General features: G+C 40.0%; 20 protein-coding genes. 10 read left to right on the forward strand and 10 right to left on the reverse strand.

The genetic code is table 11. From position 1 onward, the window contains the following. Positions 1–147: 147 nt before the first annotated feature. Entirely contained in the window at positions 148–342 is a 195-nt protein-coding gene (xseB, locus tag H9629_RS04685; protein ID WP_064096484.1) for an exodeoxyribonuclease VII small subunit, read from the reverse strand. Beyond that, positions 332–1,603, reverse strand: a complete 1,272-nt coding sequence (gene xseA / locus H9629_RS04690; protein ID WP_064102673.1) for an exodeoxyribonuclease VII large subunit — start codon at positions 1,601–1,603, stop codon at positions 332–334. The genes xseB and xseA overlap by 11 nt, the downstream gene beginning before the upstream one ends. 348 nt (positions 1,604–1,951) lie before the next feature. Between xseA and H9629_RS04695 the strand changes: the two genes are divergently transcribed. The 7 genes from H9629_RS04695 to H9629_RS04725 all read left to right on the forward strand — a co-directional run bounded on the left by H9629_RS04695 (position 1,952) and on the right by H9629_RS04725 (position 7,566). Next, positions 1,952–2,386 (forward strand): I78 family peptidase inhibitor, encoded by a 435-nt coding sequence (locus H9629_RS04695; protein ID WP_064096667.1) that lies wholly within the window; start codon positions 1,952–1,954, stop codon positions 2,384–2,386. 113 nt (positions 2,387–2,499) lie between these two features. Continuing rightward, complete coding sequence (locus H9629_RS04700) at positions 2,500–2,859, forward strand: hypothetical protein (RefSeq protein WP_064096482.1); 360 nt, start codon at positions 2,500–2,502, stop codon at positions 2,857–2,859. A gap of 206 nt (positions 2,860–3,065) precedes the next feature. Continuing rightward, positions 3,066–3,335: a hypothetical protein gene (locus H9629_RS04705; protein ID WP_064096481.1), complete on the forward strand. Its 270-nt coding sequence runs from the start codon at positions 3,066–3,068 to the stop codon at positions 3,333–3,335. 297 nt (positions 3,336–3,632) lie between these two features. Beyond that, positions 3,633–6,272: a bifunctional aconitate hydratase 2/2-methylisocitrate dehydratase gene (locus H9629_RS04710; RefSeq protein WP_064096480.1), complete on the forward strand. Its 2,640-nt coding sequence runs from the start codon at positions 3,633–3,635 to the stop codon at positions 6,270–6,272. Between the two features lie 75 nt (positions 6,273–6,347). After that, positions 6,348–6,920 (forward strand): UPF0489 family protein, encoded by a 573-nt coding sequence (locus H9629_RS04715; protein WP_064102671.1) that lies wholly within the window; start codon positions 6,348–6,350, stop codon positions 6,918–6,920. Between the two features lie 78 nt (positions 6,921–6,998). Then, positions 6,999–7,259, forward strand: a complete 261-nt coding sequence (locus H9629_RS04720; protein ID WP_064102670.1) for a hypothetical protein — start codon at positions 6,999–7,001, stop codon at positions 7,257–7,259. Between the two features lie 88 nt (positions 7,260–7,347). After that, positions 7,348–7,566, forward strand: coding sequence for a hypothetical protein (locus tag H9629_RS04725; protein WP_064095283.1), 219 nt, complete (start codon positions 7,348–7,350; stop codon positions 7,564–7,566). Between the two features lie 147 nt (positions 7,567–7,713). Here the strand turns inward: H9629_RS04725 and H9629_RS04730 are convergent, their stop codons facing one another. Beyond that, the gene (locus H9629_RS04730) at positions 7,714–9,171 is read right to left on the reverse strand and encodes a DASS family sodium-coupled anion symporter (RefSeq protein WP_064102669.1); all 1,458 of its coding nucleotides are present in this window, start codon (positions 9,169–9,171) and stop codon (positions 7,714–7,716) included. 993 nt (positions 9,172–10,164) lie between these two features. Here H9629_RS04730 and gltS point away from each other — a divergent pair. Next, entirely contained in the window at positions 10,165–11,388 is a 1,224-nt protein-coding gene (gene gltS / locus H9629_RS04735; RefSeq protein WP_191730601.1) for a sodium/glutamate symporter, read from the forward strand. A gap of 173 nt (positions 11,389–11,561) precedes the next feature. On the opposite strand, the gene H9629_RS04740 is transcribed toward gltS, so the two are convergent. After that, entirely contained in the window at positions 11,562–12,425 is an 864-nt protein-coding gene (locus H9629_RS04740; protein ID WP_191730602.1) for an alpha/beta hydrolase family protein, read from the reverse strand. Positions 12,426–12,542: 117 nt separating this feature from the next. On the opposite strand from H9629_RS04740, the gene H9629_RS04745 reads away from it, so the two are divergent. Beyond that, complete coding sequence (locus H9629_RS04745; RefSeq protein WP_064095287.1) at positions 12,543–13,001, forward strand: hypothetical protein; 459 nt, start codon at positions 12,543–12,545, stop codon at positions 12,999–13,001. Positions 13,002–13,114: 113 nt separating this feature from the next. Here the strand turns inward: H9629_RS04745 and H9629_RS04750 are convergent, their stop codons facing one another. Then, a complete protein-coding gene (locus H9629_RS04750) occupies positions 13,115–13,333 on the reverse strand; it encodes a hypothetical protein (RefSeq protein ID WP_004645284.1) in 219 nt (72 codons plus the stop codon). Positions 13,334–13,920: 587 nt separating this feature from the next. After that, the gene (gene brnQ, locus H9629_RS04755; protein WP_064095288.1) at positions 13,921–15,207 is read right to left on the reverse strand and encodes a branched-chain amino acid transport system II carrier protein; all 1,287 of its coding nucleotides are present in this window, start codon (positions 15,205–15,207) and stop codon (positions 13,921–13,923) included. Between the two features lie 350 nt (positions 15,208–15,557). Between brnQ and map the strand changes: the two genes are divergently transcribed. Continuing rightward, positions 15,558–16,352 (forward strand): type I methionyl aminopeptidase, encoded by a 795-nt coding sequence (gene map / locus H9629_RS04760; RefSeq protein WP_064095289.1) that lies wholly within the window; start codon positions 15,558–15,560, stop codon positions 16,350–16,352. 266 nt (positions 16,353–16,618) lie between these two features. Here the strand turns inward: map and H9629_RS04765 are convergent, their stop codons facing one another. The 4 genes from H9629_RS04765 to H9629_RS04780 form a co-directional block, all read right to left on the reverse strand. After that, complete coding sequence (locus tag H9629_RS04765; protein WP_191730603.1) at positions 16,619–17,530, reverse strand: LysR substrate-binding domain-containing protein; 912 nt, start codon at positions 17,528–17,530, stop codon at positions 16,619–16,621. A gap of 87 nt (positions 17,531–17,617) precedes the next feature. After that, a complete protein-coding gene (locus H9629_RS04770) occupies positions 17,618–18,322 on the reverse strand; it encodes an SIR2 family NAD-dependent protein deacylase (protein WP_191730604.1) in 705 nt (234 codons plus the stop codon). A gap of 19 nt (positions 18,323–18,341) precedes the next feature. Continuing rightward, entirely contained in the window at positions 18,342–19,274 is a 933-nt protein-coding gene (locus H9629_RS04775; RefSeq protein ID WP_191730605.1) for an alpha/beta fold hydrolase, read from the reverse strand. Positions 19,275–19,294: 20 nt separating this feature from the next. Continuing rightward, a complete protein-coding gene (locus H9629_RS04780; protein WP_064095293.1) occupies positions 19,295–19,837 on the reverse strand; it encodes a PadR family transcriptional regulator in 543 nt (180 codons plus the stop codon). Between the last annotated feature and the right edge of the window lie 7 nt (positions 19,838–19,844).

A 19,844-nucleotide genomic window follows, 5' to 3' on the forward strand; every position in this document is an offset into this window, starting at 1 on the left:
TAATGAGTCAAGCTATTGAATAAAAAATACCTAAAAAAATGATCACTAATCTTATTTTTCATCTTCATAAAAAGCTCTCCATTACGAGATCTTCTAGATCAGATAAAACAATAAATAGCCGAAGTTATCTTTTGAGTGAAAAGAGATTTACTCTTTAAAGGTCTCATTGAGAGCGGTTTGCACCGCTTCAACGCGTGCTTTACAGGCTTTATAAGCTGTCATGGACTCTTCCACGATTCTCATCAAGTTGTCGATATCTGGTTCTTGCTGGGATTCCAGCAGTTCCGCATTCTTTTTCAAGATGTTATAACCTTCTTCAAAGCTTAAAGTATCATGATTCATGAGGAAGTACCTGTATGAGCTGTGCTGAAAATAGGCCATCGTGTAATTCAATCTGAACAGGCTGCTGATTATCAATTTGAGTAATTGAACTCATCACATGATCTTGCTGGCGAACGATGGCATAACCTTTGGATAAAACGTGTTGAGGGTTTTGTAGCAGCGTTTCTCGCATCAGGGCATCAAGCTGCTGATTCATGAGCTGGGTATGCTGCTGGGCTAGACTGGCAGTATTAGACTTGATCTGTTGCAGACGTTGCAGGGCATCGAAAATCTGGTTGTTGGCCAGAGTTTGAATCAGTTTAAAAAAATGATCATTCTGGTTCTGGTAAGCCTGAATCTGTTGTTGAGATAAACGCTGAATCCGCTGTAGACAATTCGCCACCTCCTGAGTCAGTTCAACTATATGATTGCGGATGCCTGCAATGACTTTACTTGGAGTATCAAAGGAACGATGCGCAATTTCATCCAGAATAGTACGGTCTTTCTCATGACCAATGCCGACCCAAATGGGTACCGAGCGTTTGCAGAGCAGGGCAGCCAGATCATAATCGTTCAAATAAGCCAGATCATTGACTGCACCGCCGCCCCGTATAATGACGATCAGATCCGGTGCAGCCTCATAGGTCTGCACCCATTGTTTAAGTGCTTGTGCCAGACTTTGCATAATATTTTGAGGGGCTGTATTTCCCTGAAAAGTCGCACTATGATAAATAAACTCACACACCTGTGCTCGCTGTAATGCATCGGCATCTTTTCTAAAATCTCCAAGTCCTGCTGCATTTTCGGGAGAAATCACTAAAATCCGGTTTAGATCAAAGGGACTGGGCAAATTTTTATTACGCTGAATGAGTCCTTCAGCCGTCAACCGCTCGACAATCTGCTGGTAGCGCCGGGCAATATCTCCCAACGTGTAGCCCGAGTCAATTTCGACGATATTTAATGAAAATCCATACTGTGGATCAAAATTGGCTTTGACCTTAATCAGCACTTTTAGGTCTCGACTCAGTTCAATCCCGCTTTCACGTTCAAACTGCGAGACCATTTTCTGGGCACTAAACTTCCAGATGGTTGCACGGCAACTGGCAATGACCTGATTACTATCCGCTTCTTTTTCTGCCAGCTCAAGATAATAATGGCCGGCTTTAATACTTAAATTTCGAATCTCGGCTTTGACCCATACCGGTGTATCGAAAGTGTGTTTGACCACTTCCTGCACCGTAGCAAGATATTCCTTAAGGGAGAGTTGAGGATCGTCTGTCATGCTAATAGAAAGTTTAAAATTCAATCAAATCTTAAATCAATCCCGTTGAGATCACAAATTTAAAAGTAAGAATAGATAGGAGTGATGTAATTACAATGTAATTCTTTTGGAATGTATAAATATCTACATGGGATGATTAATTGATTGTATTTTATTCTAAAGCAATTTTTTTATTTGATATGTATTCTTTTAATCGAGATTTCAAAGCATTATAGAGCCTAATTTATTGCTGTTTTATTTTCAGTTTTTAATAATTAGAAAGGCTAAAAATCTATACAGACTTCAGCCTGATGGTGATTAAAAAATATGCTAGATTGACAAAGAATGATTAAGAAAGAATTAGCTCTCATGAAAAAAACAATACTGTTTAGTATATTAGCTATCACTTTAAGCGCATGTACTACCATGCCATCATCAGAAAAGGAAACTCCTAAATTAGGGATGGCAAATCCCGCAAGTGAGTATTGTGTCAAGCAGGGTGGTAAGATTGAAATCCGCACTGAAAGTAAGGGGCAGGTTGGATATTGTCATTTAAAGAATGGTCAGGTTGTCGAGGAGTGGGAGTTGCTGCACTTGAATCAACCTAAATGTATTGCTGATCAGGCAACGGCTTTGGTCGGTCAATCTAATCTGACTGAAGAACAAATCAAGCAAAAAACCAAAGCACAAATTGTACGTATGGTCGAACCGGGACAAGCGGTAACCATGGATTATCGTGAAGAACGGGTGACTGTAACGGTGGATCCTGTAAGTAAAAAGATTATTCAGGCCTCATGCGGGTAATCATGCAGATTGAAGAAATCCGTTGAGGAGTTTTTTAAAATTTAGCATGACCGGCATTTTGAAATGACAAATCTTCTCCGATCTTTTATATTGCCCCTCGGAAGGAGAAATTCATGAAAAAGTTATTGGCTTTATCGTTTATGCTGGCTCTGGCTGGTTGTGCCGAGAAGAAACCCTTAACCCCTGAAGAGCAGTGGCAAGGTTATTGTCGAAGTGTCGGTAATGCAGCGCGTACCATTATGCTGGATCGTCAGAATGCAATTGAGAAAGAAAAAGCAATCGAGCATGCCAACAAGATTGACGATGAAACCACTAAAGGTTTTATACTGGATATTATTGATGAAGTTTATGCGCTTCCAGAAGCTGAGATCAAGACAGATGTAAAAGCAGCTCGTGAAAAAGTTCGCGCTGAATTTACTGCAAAGTGTATTGCGACTCCGCATGATGAATTACCAGATTACAAACCGTTCTAAGGAACGGTTTTTTTATGAATAACTAAAATCACTCGGTAAATATTACAACTACAAGATATTTAACCATCAACATTTAAAATACGACTGAATAAAAATAGCCTAAGCAAACGCACACTTTGTGACAATTTCTAAATCTCAAATATAGAAAAGCTTATCTTAATACTGAATAATGAACTCAACTCCAATTAACCGAGGAGTAGCACTATATGGAAGTCGTAAGATATTTGCATCATTCGGATCTGCTATTAGAAGATGAACATGGTGTAGTGATTATTGGCGGAAGCCGCTATGTACTCAGCATCGGTGATAAAGTCATTTTAAAGAAGATGCTAGAACAGGATAAAAAGCTTTATCAGATAGATATTTCCTTTGCCAGCAATAATCACAGTACAACCTGTGAAGATGAATGCGTGGTGAAATTCCAAGGCTGCCGAAACTCATATCAGCAGTATTTAAACTCAACCACTGTACACTAAGGTGGAGTATCTTTTTCACTTCAAATCAGGCAACATCATGGTTGCCTTTTTTATACATTAAATTCCGTTAAAAGAGTCAATTCATGCGCTCGTTTCATGTGGTGTAAGCTGGAACTGATTATGGAATAATCATTAAGGGCATCATTTAGTTATAAAATAACGAGCATCACAAAGAAACACTTGAGTTGCATTAACTTTTAACTGGAAATTTAGTAAAATTTCGGAGTCCATATTATTTGTGAAGCTTGGAATAAGCAGGAATTCATAAGTAATTTTTTAAAAAAGAGGAATAACACTGTGCTAGAAGCTTACCGCCAACACGTTGAAGAACGTGCCGCACTCGGAGTCCCACCGAAGCCACTTGACGATGCCCAAACAGCTGCATTAGTTGAACTACTAAAAAACCCGCCAGCTGGTGAAGAAGCATACTTGGTAGATTTGCTTGAAAACCGTGTACCAGCAGGTGTTGACCAAGCTGCATATGTAAAAGCTGCGTTCTTAGCTGCATTGGCAAAAGGCGAAGCAACCTCTCCACTTGTTTCTAAAGAACGTGCTGTTTACTTACTGGGCACTATGCTTGGTGGTTATAACGTAGCGCCTTTAGTTGAACTTTTAGACAATACCGAGCTTGCTGAACTTGCAGCTGAAGCATTGAAAAAAACGCTTCTTGTATTTGACGCGTTCCATGACGTTGCTGACAAAGCACGTGCAGGCAATGAAAATGCGAAAGCAGTTCTTCAATCATGGGCAGATGCTGAATGGTTCACAAACCGTCCAGATGTTCCTGAAGAAATCAAACTGACAGTTTTCAAAGTCACTGGCGAAACCAACACTGATGACCTGTCTCCAGCTCAAGACGCTTGGAGCCGTCCAGACATTCCATTGCACGCAAATGCAATGCTGAAAAACGAACGTGATGGTATCAACCCAGAAGTTCCGGGTGAAGTTGGTCCATTAAACCAGATCAAAGAACTGATCGCAAAAGGCAACAAGGTTGCTTACGTAGGTGACGTTGTTGGTACAGGTTCTTCTCGTAAGTCTGCTACTAACTCTGTACTTTGGTTCTTCGGTGACGAAATCCCGCATATTCCGAACAAAAAAGAAGGCGGTTACTGCCTGGGTTCTAAAATTGCTCCGATTTTCTTCAACACAATGGAAGACGCTGGTGCGTTACCAGTTGAAATCGACGTAGCAAACATGAACATGGGCGACGAGATCACCCTTAAGATCGACAAAGCTGCTGCTAAAGTAACTGCGTTCAAAGACGGCGCGCAAATTGCTGAAGCTGATCTTAAAACTCCAGTACTTCTAGACGAAGTTCGTGCGGGCGGTCGTATTAACCTGATCATTGGTCGTGGTTTGACTACTAAAGCACGTGAAGAGCTAGGTCTTCCTGTATCTACATTGTTCCGTACGCCTGTACAACCTGCTGCAACTGGCAAAGGCTTCACGCTTGCTCAGAAGATGGTTGGTCGTGCTTGTGGTCTTCCAGAAGGTCAAGGTGTTGTTCCAGGTACATACTGTGAACCACGTATGACAACTGTTGGTTCTCAAGATACAACAGGTCCAATGACGCGTGACGAACTTAAAGACCTTGCATGCCTGGGCTTCTCTGCTGACCTGGTAATGCAATCTTTCTGTCACACAGCTGCGTATCCAAAACCAGTTGACGTTCAAATGCAACACACGCTTCCTGATTTCATCATGAACCGTGGTGGTGTTTCTCTACGTCCAGGTGACGGTATTATCCATTCTTGGTTAAACCGTATGCTTCTTCCAGATACAGTTGGTACTGGTGGTGACTCACATACTCGTTTCCCAATCGGTATTTCATTCCCTGCGGGTTCTGGTCTGGTAGCGTTCGCTGCTGCAACTGGTGTTATGCCACTTGACATGCCAGAGTCTGTTCTTGTGAAGTTCAAAGGTAAAATGCAACCTGGTATCACACTACGTGACCTGGTACATGCAATTCCTTACGTAGCGATCCAAGAAGGTGACCTGACTGTTGAGAAGAAAGGTAAGAAAAACATCTTCTCTGGCCGTATCCTTGAGATCGACCTGACAGAAATGGAAACTGACCTGACTGTTGAGCAAGCATTCGAACTTTCTGATGCTTCTGCTGAACGTTCTGCTGCTGGTTGTGCGATCACTCTTTCTGAAGAGAAAGTTGCTGAATACCTACGTTCTAACATCACTATGCTGAAATGGATGATTTCACAAGGCTATGGCGATGCTCGTACTATGGCGCGCCGTGTTGAGAACATGGAAAAATGGTTGGAAAATCCATCACTTCTTAAAGCTGATGCTGATGCTGAATACACTAAAGTGTATGAAATCGACCTTTCTACGATTACTGAACCAGTTCTTTGCTGCCCGAACGACCCAGATGATGCAAAACTTCTTTCTGACGTTCAAGGCGTGAAAATTGATGAAGTATTCATCGGTTCTTGTATGACTAACATCGGTCACTTCCGTGCAGCTGGTAAACTTCTAGACAAAGTACCTGGTGGTTCTTTATCTACTCGTCTATGGTTGGCTCCTCCAACTCGTATGGACGAACACCAGTTAATGGAAGAAGGTTTCTACAATACTTATGGTAAAGCTGGCGCTCGTACAGAAATGCCAGGCTGTTCACTGTGTATGGGTAACCAGGCACGTGTAGCACCGAACACGACTTGTGTATCGACTTCTACTCGTAACTTCCCGAACCGTTTAGGTCAAGGTGCGAACGTTTACCTGGCATCTGCTGAGCTTGCTTCTGTTGCTGCTGTATTGGGTAAATTACCTTCTCCAGAAGAATACCAACAGTACGCTGCTCAAATCGACAGCATGTCTGCTGACATCTACCAATACTTGAACTTCGACAAGATGAGCGAGTATACAGATGCTGCTAAAGACATCGATACTAAGAAAATTGCTGCTGCTCAATTAGCTTAATGTATTGATAATTAAATTAATTTGAGTTAAGAGTAAGGGCTGATTTATCAGCCCTTATTTTTTGAGATATTTATAGTGAAGTCATTAGAAATTCAGAGTTTAGAAATAAATAATAAGTCTATTTATATATTTGAAGATCATTCTTTAGCTTTTAAGGCTTGGTTAAATATAAGAAATAGAATAGATGGACAGTCCTTTGTTATTACTTTAGATCATCACACAGATACTCATCAACCATTGTGTTACTTTTCTGCTTCAGAGAAGTATAAATCTGATGAAGTAATATCTTATGAAGATTTTTATGAAAGAATTATACAAACACATTTTGAAAATTTAGATTTATATGATGAGCATGAAGTTAATAGTTTTGTAATGAAACTACATTACGACGAACATATCTCTTCTGCAATTCAAAAAGAAATAATTACGCATTCTATTTCAATTCAATGGGATCATAATTCTGGTACACAGTCTATAGAAGAGAATGAATATGATAAACAACCAACTCTAAAAGATTTATATACTCAATTTGGATTTGAAGAAGGTAAACAAAAATATTCAGATTTAAAACCAGCACCTATACCACCTTTTAGTTATAAATTACCAGCGAATAGAATGTTTATCGTTGGTTATTCGCATTTTGACTGATTAAGCACTGATGATGGTATATATGATTTAGCATTAGAAGATGAATTTTTAGAGAATCAATTTAACATAGTAAAGAATATGAATGAAAATAGTGGCTTACCAGATATCGATGCGGGTGGATATATTTTAGATATAGATCTTGATTATTTTCATACACAAAAATCAATTTCGCCTCATAATCAGTTTTTTTTTAGTAAATTGGTAAAAGAGTCTGTTGCGATTACTATTGCTAAAGAAAGCAGATGTGTATTAGATTTACGTACAGATGGTGAAGAAATTACTAGTAAGAGTTTACTGAAAGACTTATTAGATCATATTGCAAGAATCTTAAGTAATTAGAAGTATAAGATTTCTTTTATCTACACTTATCATCAATAAATTGTTCTAATTCACGTCTTCAAAGATGATTTAAAATGTAGATTTTCTAATGCCCAAACAATCCCGCTTCCTCTGTATTGGTGGTTTCCTCAACGGAACCCAAGTCAAAGACCAAGGTGATAGTTTTATCTGTGTCGAAAAAGGTAAAAACGTCATCTACACCAAAAAGGAAATTTTCCATCCTGATTCATGGAATCATGACTACTATGTTTGTGAAACCATCACAGACAAACAGGCTCGTAATTGGGTCTATGACATTGAAAGCTGATTAAACCGTTATTTTTATAAATTTCAGATATTAAATAGCCCCAAGGTTAAGGGACTATTTAATATACATGAGAAGACTTTATTGTATTTGGGTTTCCTGACTGCGACTTTCACTAGATTCTCATAAATAATCCATAATCTTTTGAGTTTACCAATACCCCAGTATTTTCCACCAAATTCCGCCTAATACTATAAAAATAAGCATATTGATTACACTCATGACAAAACCGGCTTTCCACCACTCAACGAGCGTTGTATAACCTGAACCGTAAATAATAGGTGAGGTCCCGGTCGCATAATGGGTAAGTGTCATCATGATACTTGAGGCAGCGGCCATCATTAAAGCAAAATACATTGGGGGAGCACCTACTGCAATACCAGCTATGTAAAATGCTGAAAACATTGCGGTAATATGAGCAGTTGTACTGGCAAAAATATAATGGGCATACATATAAGACAGTAATAAAAACATGGATGCGGGAACCCAGCTCAAACCCATTTGTTCAATGCTTGCTTGTAAAGCACTGGAAAACCACGCGATTAATCCCAGCTTATTAAGAAAGGTTGCCATCATGACCAAGGCTGCGAACCATGTAATAGTGTCCCAGGCGCTCTTATGTGTCAAAACATCTTCCCAAGTTAGAACACCGGTGAGAAGCAAAAGTGATAATCCAATAAAAGCGGTGGTAGTAGGATCTAATGACCATATATCACCCAGAATCATGGCTGGAATCCCTGCCCAGAGTACCAATAAAACGCCGAAGACAAACAGCATTATCATTTCATCTCTGCTGATGGGACCCATTTCTATTAAACGATCTCTGGCAAACTGCGCAGCATCCGGTGTCTTTTTAATTTCGGGTGGATACATGAAATAAAGTACAAGTGGCATTACAGCAAGCGCCACAATCCCGGGTAAAACCATAGCCAATGCCCATGTAGTCCAACTCAGACTAATTTGCATGTCGGTTGCATCTGCAATAAGTTGAACGATTAAAGGGTTTGGTGCAGTCGCAGTGATAAACATTGCAGACGTAATGGGATTGGAATGATAATTCACCAAGGCTAAATATTTGCCGATTTTACCTTCCGTACCTTTTGCCGGATCGGAGTCAAAACTTGTAGCAATGGAGCGGACGATCGGGTGAATGATCCCACCCCCACGCGCAGTATTACTTGGCGTGACTGGAGCAAGAATTAATTCTGATAAGGCCATACTATAACCAATACCTATCGTCCTTTTGCCCCACACCGCAATAAAATAATAACCTAGCCGAGCTCCCAAACCTGTTTTTTGTAATCCTTTCGAGATCATGATGGATATACCAATCAACCAAATCAGTGGAAGAGCAAAGCCACTTAGCGCATCTTTAATCGCATCAGCGGGGTTATCTGATGTCACGCGTGTAACTGCAACGAGAGCAATTGCAATAATTGAAATGGCACCGATCGGCATCGCTTTACCGATAATAGCTGCAATCACACCTATGAACATGGCGAACAGCAACCAGGCGTTCGCGGTAACGCCTTGTGGTATAGGAATAAGAAGCCAGATAATCAATGTGATAGCCACGGAAACTAATGTTGGTATTAATTTAAATCCCATCACGCCTTACTCCCACACATAATAATAATTATTATTTGATCATAATGATCACAACTGATATTGAAGTCTAGCGCTGGTAACATATTCTCCATAAAAAGAGCAGGGGCTTTAAAGTGGTCTCAATAAAATTTATTAAAATATTTATGTAAAATATATTTTAAATATAAATTGATAATGGTGAAGTTGATTTAAAATTAATGGATGAAAAATTTTTTAATTAGAATGATGTTTAATGTTATAAATGGTTTTAATCCCTATTGTTTATCCCTAAAAGTATAATTTAAAGAATGATAAAATTATTCTATATAATCCTCTATTATAATAAAAATGATATTAATAAGGGTTTATTTGTTTTAAAATAATAGTTTAATAGGTTTTAAGTTTTTTATTGGGATTGATTGTTAGTAAATTGAATTTAAATGTTTTTTAAAATTATAGGTTTAATTAAATAGGTAATCTTAAGCAAGTTTAGTTATGTTGGTTGTGTTTTTATTGATGGGTTTTAAATTTAATAATACTATTTTGTGTAATATTATAAAAATTCTGATTAATATACCCTTAATATAGATACTGTGGGTATAAATTTTATACCATTTTTTCTTATATATTGAATATATCGAAATGGAAAAGGTAGAGAAGGTTAATGGTTTTAGTGGCTTTATCTAATTACAAATTCTAGATTTTATATTTTATTATGAGTTTTTATAATAAATCGAGATAATATATAGATTTTCTAAAAAATTAAGCAGCTTAGAATATGTTAATAAGGTATCTATTCGATCACTGGTTAATTGAAAAAATGTGTGTGTTGGAATTTTTTTAAATTAAAGTTAAGAAAACTTATAATTTGATATATTTCAAAATTTTGGAATATTTTAATTTCATTAAAGGTTTAACAAAAACAGTAAGATATATAACATTTATCTGATTGATCCACTGCTTAAAATTGCGGAAAACTACATACTAGAGGATAAATTTATTGCTGGACTGAATATGAATTATGAAATGGATGCCTTTCTGACCATTATCATCGCTGTTTTTGTTTTGATGGTCGGATTTTTGGTAGTAAACAAAATCAGAATTCTAAAACAATATAATATTCCTGAGCCTGTTGCCGGAGGGCTTGTCGCTGCAGTAATTACTTATATTTTATTTAAAAATTTTAATATTACAGTAAATTTTGATGCCAATATTCAGCAAATATTTATGCTGATGTTCTTTACCTCTGTAGGTCTCAGTGCCAGTTTGGTAAAGCTGAAAGAGGGAGGTAAGGCTCTTCTTCTATTTTTAGGTTGTGTCGTGGCTTTTGTTTTTGTCCAGAATGTCGTCGGAATCAGCTTGGCCAAGGTCTTGGGCCTAGATCCCCTGATTGGTCTGATTACAGGTTCAGTCACCCTAACCGGAGGTCATGGTACGGCCGGTGCATGGGGTATGGTTTTTGAAAGGGATTATGGTATTCAGGGTGCTGTAGTTTTAGGTATGGCCAGTGCAACTTTTGGTTTAGTCATCGGCGGTATGATGGGTGGGCCAGTGGCCAAGTTTCTGATTCGTCGTCATCAGCTGGCAGAAGAATTAGCACCAAGTTCAGGGCGAAATGAAGCCCCACCTTCATCAGAAACGGCGCCTTTTGAATACCCGGAAAAAACTCGACTGATCACAGCAGATGATGCAGTAAAAACGCTAGGCATGTTTGCGATCTGTATCAGTTTTGCCTATTTCATGACAATAGCGGCTAAAGGACAGTGGTTCGAACTTCCGTCTTTTGTATGGGCCTTAATGTGTGGAGTGATTTTACGGAACTTTCTGGAACATGTGCTCAAAATTGAAATATTTGACCGGTGTATTGATGTTTTTGGAAATGCCTCATTGTCTTTATTTTTAGCTATGGCATTGATGTCATTACAGTTATGGTTGCTGGCAGATTTGGCCGGAGCATTGGTAATTATCTTGATTGTACAAGCCTTTGTTCTTGCACTTTATCTATACTTTGTGACATTTAGGGTGATGGGTAAAAGTTATGATGCAGCAGTATTGTGTGCAGGACAATGCGGGGTCAATCTTGGTGCGACTCCAACAGCAATTGCCAATATTCAGGCAGTTACCAATACTTATGGACCTTCACATAAAGCTTTCCTGATCATCCCTTTAACAGGTGCTTTCTTTGTGGATATTGTGAATGCAGTGGTGATTCAGTCTATATTAAGCATCTTTGGTTAAGTTGCTGAATTTTTTCAAAAATCTATGAATATTATTTCAAAAAATTTAAGCATTAAAAAGCCCCATGGTTAGGGGCTAGTCGTATACAGGTCAAGCCCATATACTGTAAGAGGCTCATCTCAAACTGGGTGTATTAGAACACAGTCATCGTGAAATAACCACTTGAATCTGCTCTAGACCGCTAGTTGTTGTTCAATTACTGGCCATAAATTCTGATGCGATTTCTTGAACATCAGCATATGGCCAATGGTTTTATGCGCATAATTTTCAGGTTTGAGCTCAATCATCTGGGTTGATGCCTGAGGATATAGTCGTAGTAAATCCTTTACATTCTCTTCCGTGGCAATTTCGTCATCCGAGGACCAGATCGCAGTAATCGGGCAGGTGATTTGAGTATGAAAATTTGAGTCAGGTGAAACAAGTTTACCGATCGCATTGATGACATAACCCGGTTTGCTGCAAAATTGTGCCCATTGTTGTGCTACATCTTTCGGCAGGTTTTCCCCCATGCCAATTGCTTGGGTCGGGCCATAGCCTTTCGTGATCCGGGCCAGAGGGAAAATAATATTAAACATGACTGGTGCCAGCAGTTTGGTTTTACCTTTAAGTCCTTTCAAATGTCCGGTTGAACCAGACACTGCCACTACTTTAGCGACTTTAGAATAATTTGGCACAATGCCTAAAAGTTGACCGCCAGCACTATGTCCCAGTAACGTCACTTTTTCTGCATGGGTTCGCGCCAATAAAGTATCAATCGCGGCCGGAATATCCAGTTGCCCCCATTGTACAATACTGGCTTTTGAATTTTTCAACGGACCTGCCAGTGAATCACCAATTCCCCGAAAATCAAAGACCATGACTGCATAGCCTTGAGCCTGCAACCAGACACAGAATTGATGATAAAACTGCTTGGTAATGCCGGTGGCTGGACACACTAATACAGGCAGTTCTTTAGATTCAGAAATAGCTGCATAAAAACGTGCACTTAAGTTATAGCCATCCTGGCACTGCAGAGTCAATGTTTCAAATTCAGACATACGTTACACTATAATTTTAGAGTCCTGATCAAGCTTTTACTCTACAGATTTTTAGCAGGGTAGCTTGGCTAAAACATGACTTAAAAGTCAGTAAAATAATAGAGAGGGAATGAACTTATGCAGCTAATGGAGCTTGAGCTGGCCGTTAAAATAGCCATTATTTTTAGTGGAATATTCTTGTGGGTGGGAATGTTTACCGGCGTCTGGAAATATTGGCAGATTCGTCAATCACCTCAGTCACGCGCACATTATTATGTCGATATTGCTCATCGTAGCAGCCTGCTTTATGCACCAGCCACATTAATTTTAGCAGTGCTGGCATATTGTTCAGCGTTGCCAAGTGTCGTGAACTTAATTTGCGTACTCATCAATATCGTGTTTTTCAGCTTTTCTATTGCGGCTTATATGCTGCATGGTTTCCTGCAAGACACGACCAATCAGTTTAAGCAGCCTCATCAATTAGGTAAGTTTCATTTACCTGGTAGTTTAATGACTTTAGCTATGCTGGGATTAATTGTTGCAGAATTAGGCGGGACAGGAATATTGCTTTATGGGGGATTTGCTGGATTGTTTTAATGATTATTTTTAATAAGTATTCTGAAAATGTGAGAATAATTGAAATATTAAGACTCTTTTTTCACCAGATGGATGACTGGCCAATCATCCATCTGGGCTAATTTAAAATTTGATTATCTGTATTTCTGGTCGATGGCCGCCCAAAGGAAAAAGGCGGCTGAGACAATCAGTGCATAACCAAAGTATTCAAGTTTTAAATTACCTTGAATTAAACAATGGACGGTTAAAGTCAGCATGAGAGCAAAAGTGGTGCATATAAATGTCACCAGATTGGTGTTGTTGGCTTTAAGAGCGTCAATGAAGACTTGCTTGTTGAAATGTAATGATAACATCTCCATCCCTCCCATTTATTTATGTTATTGAAGATTAAAGCAGATTTAATTAGTCAGAATTGAACATACAGTTGTACTGTTTAATTCAGACCTTTGCAACTGCCCTAACAGGCTTTTCCAGTCAAAATGGCCATCTTTAGTCGAATAACTACATAATTGATTGATTATGTGAGTATTTATTTTTAATGGTTTCACCTCCAGATAGTTTGTCATACAAGCTGCGTCGAAATTCACTACGACAAGATAGAAAATGCAAATTCTACGCCAAATATATGTAGCATTAATCAGAACTATGTAAGACTACGTATCACTCGCTGGGGAACTTGGTATAGGTTGGCAACAATAGGTATCTAAAATTAGGAAATTAAAAGTTTTGTTTATATTTATATAAAAAATAAAATAATTTAAGCAGAACCTTATTTTATAAAAAGAATTTTATAGAAGGTCTAAATAGGAAAATTATAGCCGTGATTTGATGTCATTGTGTAGAAACAATAAATGTCCGTTTGGGTAAAACCTGACAATTATTGATCATGCTCAAACCGGATTTTGGGTAAAAATACGATTTATCAGACGTCCTAGAAATTTTAGTTTCTAATACGGTCAATCACAGCTGTAATCAGCAATACAATCATGGATGGAATAAACCAAGCCAGATTCTGCTCTGAAAGTGGTAGATTTTGTAACAATACGGGCAATTCAAAACCGGCAACTTTTATTCCGTCAAAAATACCAAAAATAAAGGCAACCAGGGTTACAGGAGCAATTACATGCGAGGGTTTCTTGAAGAAACTTGCACAGAAACTCAGCATAATGACACTAATCGCAGGCGGATAAATCGCACTCAATACGGGCACTGAAACGGCGATCAGTTTGGTTAAACCCAGATTTGAGATAACCAGTGAGAAGCCGACCAGAATAAAGACAAAAATCTTGTACGGAATTTTGGTTAAACTGGAGAAATACTCGGCACAGGCACAGGTCAGGCCAATTGCAGTCACCATACAGGCAATAAAAATCATGCCCGACAGGAAGTAAGCGCCCATATCGCCAAAGGCATGTTGTACATAGGCATGCAGGATAATGGCACCATTGGCTGCATTTGGTGCAATATCATGGCTACCAAGCCCAAGTTTAAACAGGCTTAAATACACCAGAGTTAAACCAATACCAGAGATAATGCCGGCATTGACCGCATATTTGGTAATCAGTTTTTTATCCGTTACACCACGTGAAGTAATGGCTTTGACAATTACAATACCGAAAACTAAAGCGCCTAAAGTATCCATGGTTAAATAACCATTCACGATGCCTTCAGTCACTGGACTGGTAATGTAATTATCAATCGCAGCAGGCGGATTGCTGGCAGGAATCATCACGGCTGCTACACCCAAAATCACCAGAGCGATAATTTTAATTGGCGAAAGGAAATAGCCGACGGTATCCAGAATCTTGTTTGGATATAAAGACACCACTGTCACTATGGCAAAATAGATAATGCTATATATGAGCAGGCTGCCAGATTCATTGCCAAAGTAAGATGAAAAACCGATTTCATAAGAAACGGTTGCAGTACGTGGGGTTGCAAATAAAGGGCCAACAGCCAAGTAACACACGACAGTCAGCAAAATACTGGCTGCTTTACCAAGAGGTGAACTTAGGGCCTGAATGGAACCTTCAACGCGAGACAGGGCAATAATGGTGATCACGGGTAAGCCCACTGCTGTAATAAGGAAACCTAAAGCAGCGAGCCATACGTGTTCACCGGCTTGTTGAGCCACAATCGGTGGAAAGATAATGTTGCCCGCACCAATAAATAATGCAAAGGTCATAAAACCTAAGGCGACAATATCCCGGGTACGCAGACTTGTCATAAAGGGAGATCAATAGAACAAAAGAAAGCAATTTTAGTGTATATGTCGAGTTTTTGGGAGCTTATTTTAAGGCGGGAAGCCTTGATTTTATTGAGTTTGCAAATTACATCACTCTACATTCAAAACTTGGTAGAAATATATAATTGATAATTCTTTGGAAAATAGATTTTTCTAGGTAAATTTATAAGATTTCGGTCGCTGCATTTAAAACGGGTTATTTATTGTTTGTATAAATATTCAACAGGAGAAATGCCAAGTCCTAAGAAAATTGCTGTATTAAAGGGCAAGAGGCGCGACATATTGCGTAAAAAAGGGATTATAATTCACGGATTCATAGTGAGGATAGGTATATGCGCGCTCCAGCGATTGGTCTTAAAACTGAGCAAGATATTGAAAAACTGCGGATATCCGGTCGTTTAGCTGCAGAAGTTTTAGCAATGATCGGGGAGCATGTCAAGCCTGGTGTCACAACTGAATATCTGGATGACCTCTGCCATGATTTTATTGTAAACACCTTGAAAGTGACTCCAGCCAATATTGGTTATTATGGCTATACCAAAACCACCTGTATTTCACCGAATGAAGTGGTCTGTCACGGCATTCCATCATCGAAAATCGTTTTGCAGGATGGCGATATTATCAATATTGATGTCGCGATTATTAAGGATGGTTATTTTGGTGATACCAGCCGGATGTACTATGTCGGAACGCCATCTCCAGAAGCCAAGCGACTGGTCAATACCACCTATGAAGCCATGGTGGCGGGAATCCATGCTGTAAAGCCGGGCGCAACCTTGGGCGATATTGGTCATGCCATTCAAACCGTTGCTCATCGTGAAGGTTATTCCATTGTGCGTGAATACTGCGGTCATGGTATTGGAAAAGTCTATCATGAACAGCCAAATATTCTACATTATGGTCAGCCAGGTCAGGGCATTAAACTGGTTCCGGGCATGGTCTTTACCATTGAGCCAATGGTGAACATGGGCAAAGCGCGGGTAAAAGAGCTGAAAGATGGCTGGACTGTGGTCACTACAGATAAGTCATGGTCTGCACAATGGGAACATATGGTCTATGTGACTGAAACCGGTTTTGAAGTCTTGTCTCCTTGGCCTGAAGGTACGGGTGAGTATCCTGAAATTTAAAATATCAATTAGATGATTTTATTAGGATTCACTTACTTACAGAAATTACAAATCCCTTGTTCTTGCTGACGAGAACATACAAAACACTACAAAAAACAGTGGTTTAAGATCATGCATTTGTTTAAAGTAAGAATCAGATACGTAGGTTCCCTTGTTTTTGATCACTAGGCTGTAGTGAAAGTTTCTCTGGCTCATTTTTCCCCAAGAATGAGCTATTTTTTTGTCCGGGGGTTCTATTTTATTCAAAATATATTACTTAACTATAGTTAAGTATTTAAGTTATCGTGATTTAATTCGGCAACCAGATAATCAATGAAGACCCGGACAGCGGGCAATAAGCCGCGACGTGAAGGATATACTGCATGAAAAATACCATGCGGCGCTTTCCAGTCGGGAAGTACCCGAACCAGTTCACCACTTGAAATATAGTGTTCGACCACATTATCTGGTAATAACGTCACTCCTGAGCCTGAGGCGGCCAGTTGTGCCAGCATATTCAGGTCAGAGCCCATAACAATTGGATTGACACGGATTTTTTTCTGCTCTTGCTGTCCGTTTTGTAGGGTCAGAAACTGTTCGGGATGGTCTTCTGCCATACTCAGGATTTTATGTTCAGACAGTTGTTCTGGGTTTTTCAAGTCACCAAATTCATTTAAGTAACCCTGACTGGCAAATAAATGCTGTTCAATTTTTTCAAACTGTCGAATCACCAGATTTGGATCGTCATCCAGACTAGAGCGCACGCGTAAAGCCAGATCAAAGCCTTCATTAATAATGTCCACACGCCGGTTGGTGATCATCATCTGAATTTTAATTTCGGGATATTTTTTCAGGAAATTTGGCAGAATTTTTGCCATTTCGTTCTGGGCGATCGATACCGGAAGGCTGACTTTAATGGTTCCACGCGGTTCGGTACTCAGATGATCCACCAGATCATGGGCAGCTTGCGCAGCATTAAGCATCACCTGTGCATGCCGGTAGATATTCATGCCGATATCAGTCACAGCAAAATGTCGTGAACTGCGCTGGATCAGGCGTACTCCAAGTCGTTCTTCAAGATTATAGACGCGACGGCTGAGCTTGGATTTGGGAATATCAGTGGCTCTTTCGGCTGCACTAAAGCCGCCATGTTCAACCACTTGAGCAAAACAGTAAAAATCATCCAGATCCGTCAGCATCGTTTAATTCCATTTCTGCAACAATAGGCTGATTAAAAAGAGATTGTTGCGCCGTGTCAACTATAGAATGCAATTACTGAAAGACATTTAAACTTTAGGATCAAATAGGCTAAGCAATGTTTTCATGCCTTCTGTCGCAGTCTGGGAAATCTTATGAAACTGGGCTGGTAAGTACTGTTGATCTGCTTTGGGATCAATATAGTAGGCAGCGCATTCAGGCGGAATTTCATGGATTAAACCCGCCACCGGATAAACCTGTAAACTGGTGCCAATGACGACTAAAATATCGGCATCTTGTATACAGTCTTGTGCAACGGTATAAGCAGGCACAGCCTCGCCAAACCAGACCACATGCGGGCGCAGTGGATATCCCGCCTTACAGAAGTGCTTGTTTAAATCTAGCTCAGTACCTTCAATGGGGTAGAATTCGGTGGTGTACTGGCAATTTGGTCCTGAAGTTTTGGCCAGTCGGATATTGCCATGCAGATGAATGACTTTGGAACTGCCGGCACGCTCATGTAAATCATCAATATTCTGAGTAATTATATGCACATCAAAGTTATCTTCAAGATTGGCGATCAGCTGGTGGGCTGCATTTGGCTGTGCTTCCAGAATATTTTTACGACGTGCGTTATAAAAGCGTTGCACCAGTTCCGGATTTTTGGCCCAAGCCTCAGGTGTGGCCACATCTTCTATACGATACTGTTCCCAAAGGCCCTTACTGTCGCGAAAAGTGTTGATACCACTTTCGGCACTCATGCCTGCACCTGAAAAGATCACCATTTTTTTCATTATTCTGTCTCCTGAGTTTTTAGACGACTACAGGGCTAAACTGAGTATTTTCCTTTAAAAATACGCCAAGTTCCTTTGCAAATTTTAAGGGCTCAGTCAGTAAAGGGGTATGGCCCGACTTGCTGAAAAGTACCTGTTTGGCCTGAGGCAGGCTTTGGGCAATCAGATGCTGTCCCTCAATCGGATAAAGCTTGGATTGTACACCGCTAAAGAAAGTCACCGGGCAGCTAAGTTGAGCCAGAGCTTCGCGGTAGTCCTCGCGATGGTACAAATAATTATTAATATACCATGCCATATAGTCCACCCGGCTGGAAGGTAATAACAGACTTTGCAGTCGTGGTTGATTCAAAATGAATTCGAAAGCTTTCAGACTATATTTTTGTTCATTTTGTAGCTGAATAAACTTTAACCATAGGGTGGCAATGTGTTTACGCACAGAAACGTCAAGGTTGCGGATCAATTCAACTTGCTGGTATTGCGCAAGTAGGGCAGAGAGCTGCTGCAGGATGTCGATAAATTCCTGATGGCGTGGACCAAAAAGGCCAAAAGCCCAGGCATCATCGACTGGTATTTTAGGGGTTTGATCAATATGCAAATAAGCTGTTATATGTTTGGCAAAGTTACCATAGTGCAGCCCATGCATGGTTGTCGTCGCGCCCATAGAGTAAGCAATCACAATGAATTTATCTAAATTGAGCTGCTGGACCACTGATTGAATATCCAGCCAGTGACTGGAAATCGCATCCAGATCTGGCGGAATTTTACAGCGACTGGAAGCCCCAAAGCCGCGCCATTCCGGAATAATAAAACGGAAATTTTTCTGATGCGGATAGAGAAAAGCTTTCCATTGCCAGCTCAGCATGCCAAGTCCCGAGAGGACCAGTACCGGTTGTCCTTGACCGTATTCGCGTACAAACAGCTGTTCACCATCGGGCATGCGATAAAAGGGCATGTGTATCTCCGTATTAAGGGTTATTTTGCATCAAACTGTTTGAGTCGCGGAATGACCTGTTCTAGCCAGGAAATCCAGCCCAGTTCCTGATCAATTCCCAGTTGCAGGATCATTTTATGAATATACAGGGTGCGGTCAGTTTCGTTCGCTTCGGCAAAGTCTTTGGCAAAAATGTGCTCATAGGTTTTCAGTTTTTCTTTATGCAGTTCCAGATGGCGTTCCAGTTCAGGCAGAGTCCTGTTCCCGCCAAGCTGGGCTTCGGCACGCAGACGCACCATCAGTTCTTCGCGCAGTTGTGCTGGTGAACTGTGTTCTAGCATCCAGCTGGCCAGTTCTTCCCGACCGAGGCGTTCTACCTGATAGGTTTTTTTACGGCTATTTGAATCTTCCTCTTCTATCGTCGAAATCCAGCCTTTTTGCAGCATGGCATTCAGTTCACGATAGATCTGCTGATGGGTAGCATTCCAGAAAAAGCCCATGGAACGGTCAAAACGACGTGCCAGTTCAATGCCGGTACTGGGCTTTTCGATCAGGCTAGTCAGTAGAACATGCGATAAAGACATAAACGTC

Source organism: Acinetobacter pecorum (assembly GCF_014837015.1).
GTDB classification, from domain to species: domain Bacteria; phylum Pseudomonadota; class Gammaproteobacteria; order Pseudomonadales; family Moraxellaceae; genus Acinetobacter; species Acinetobacter pecorum.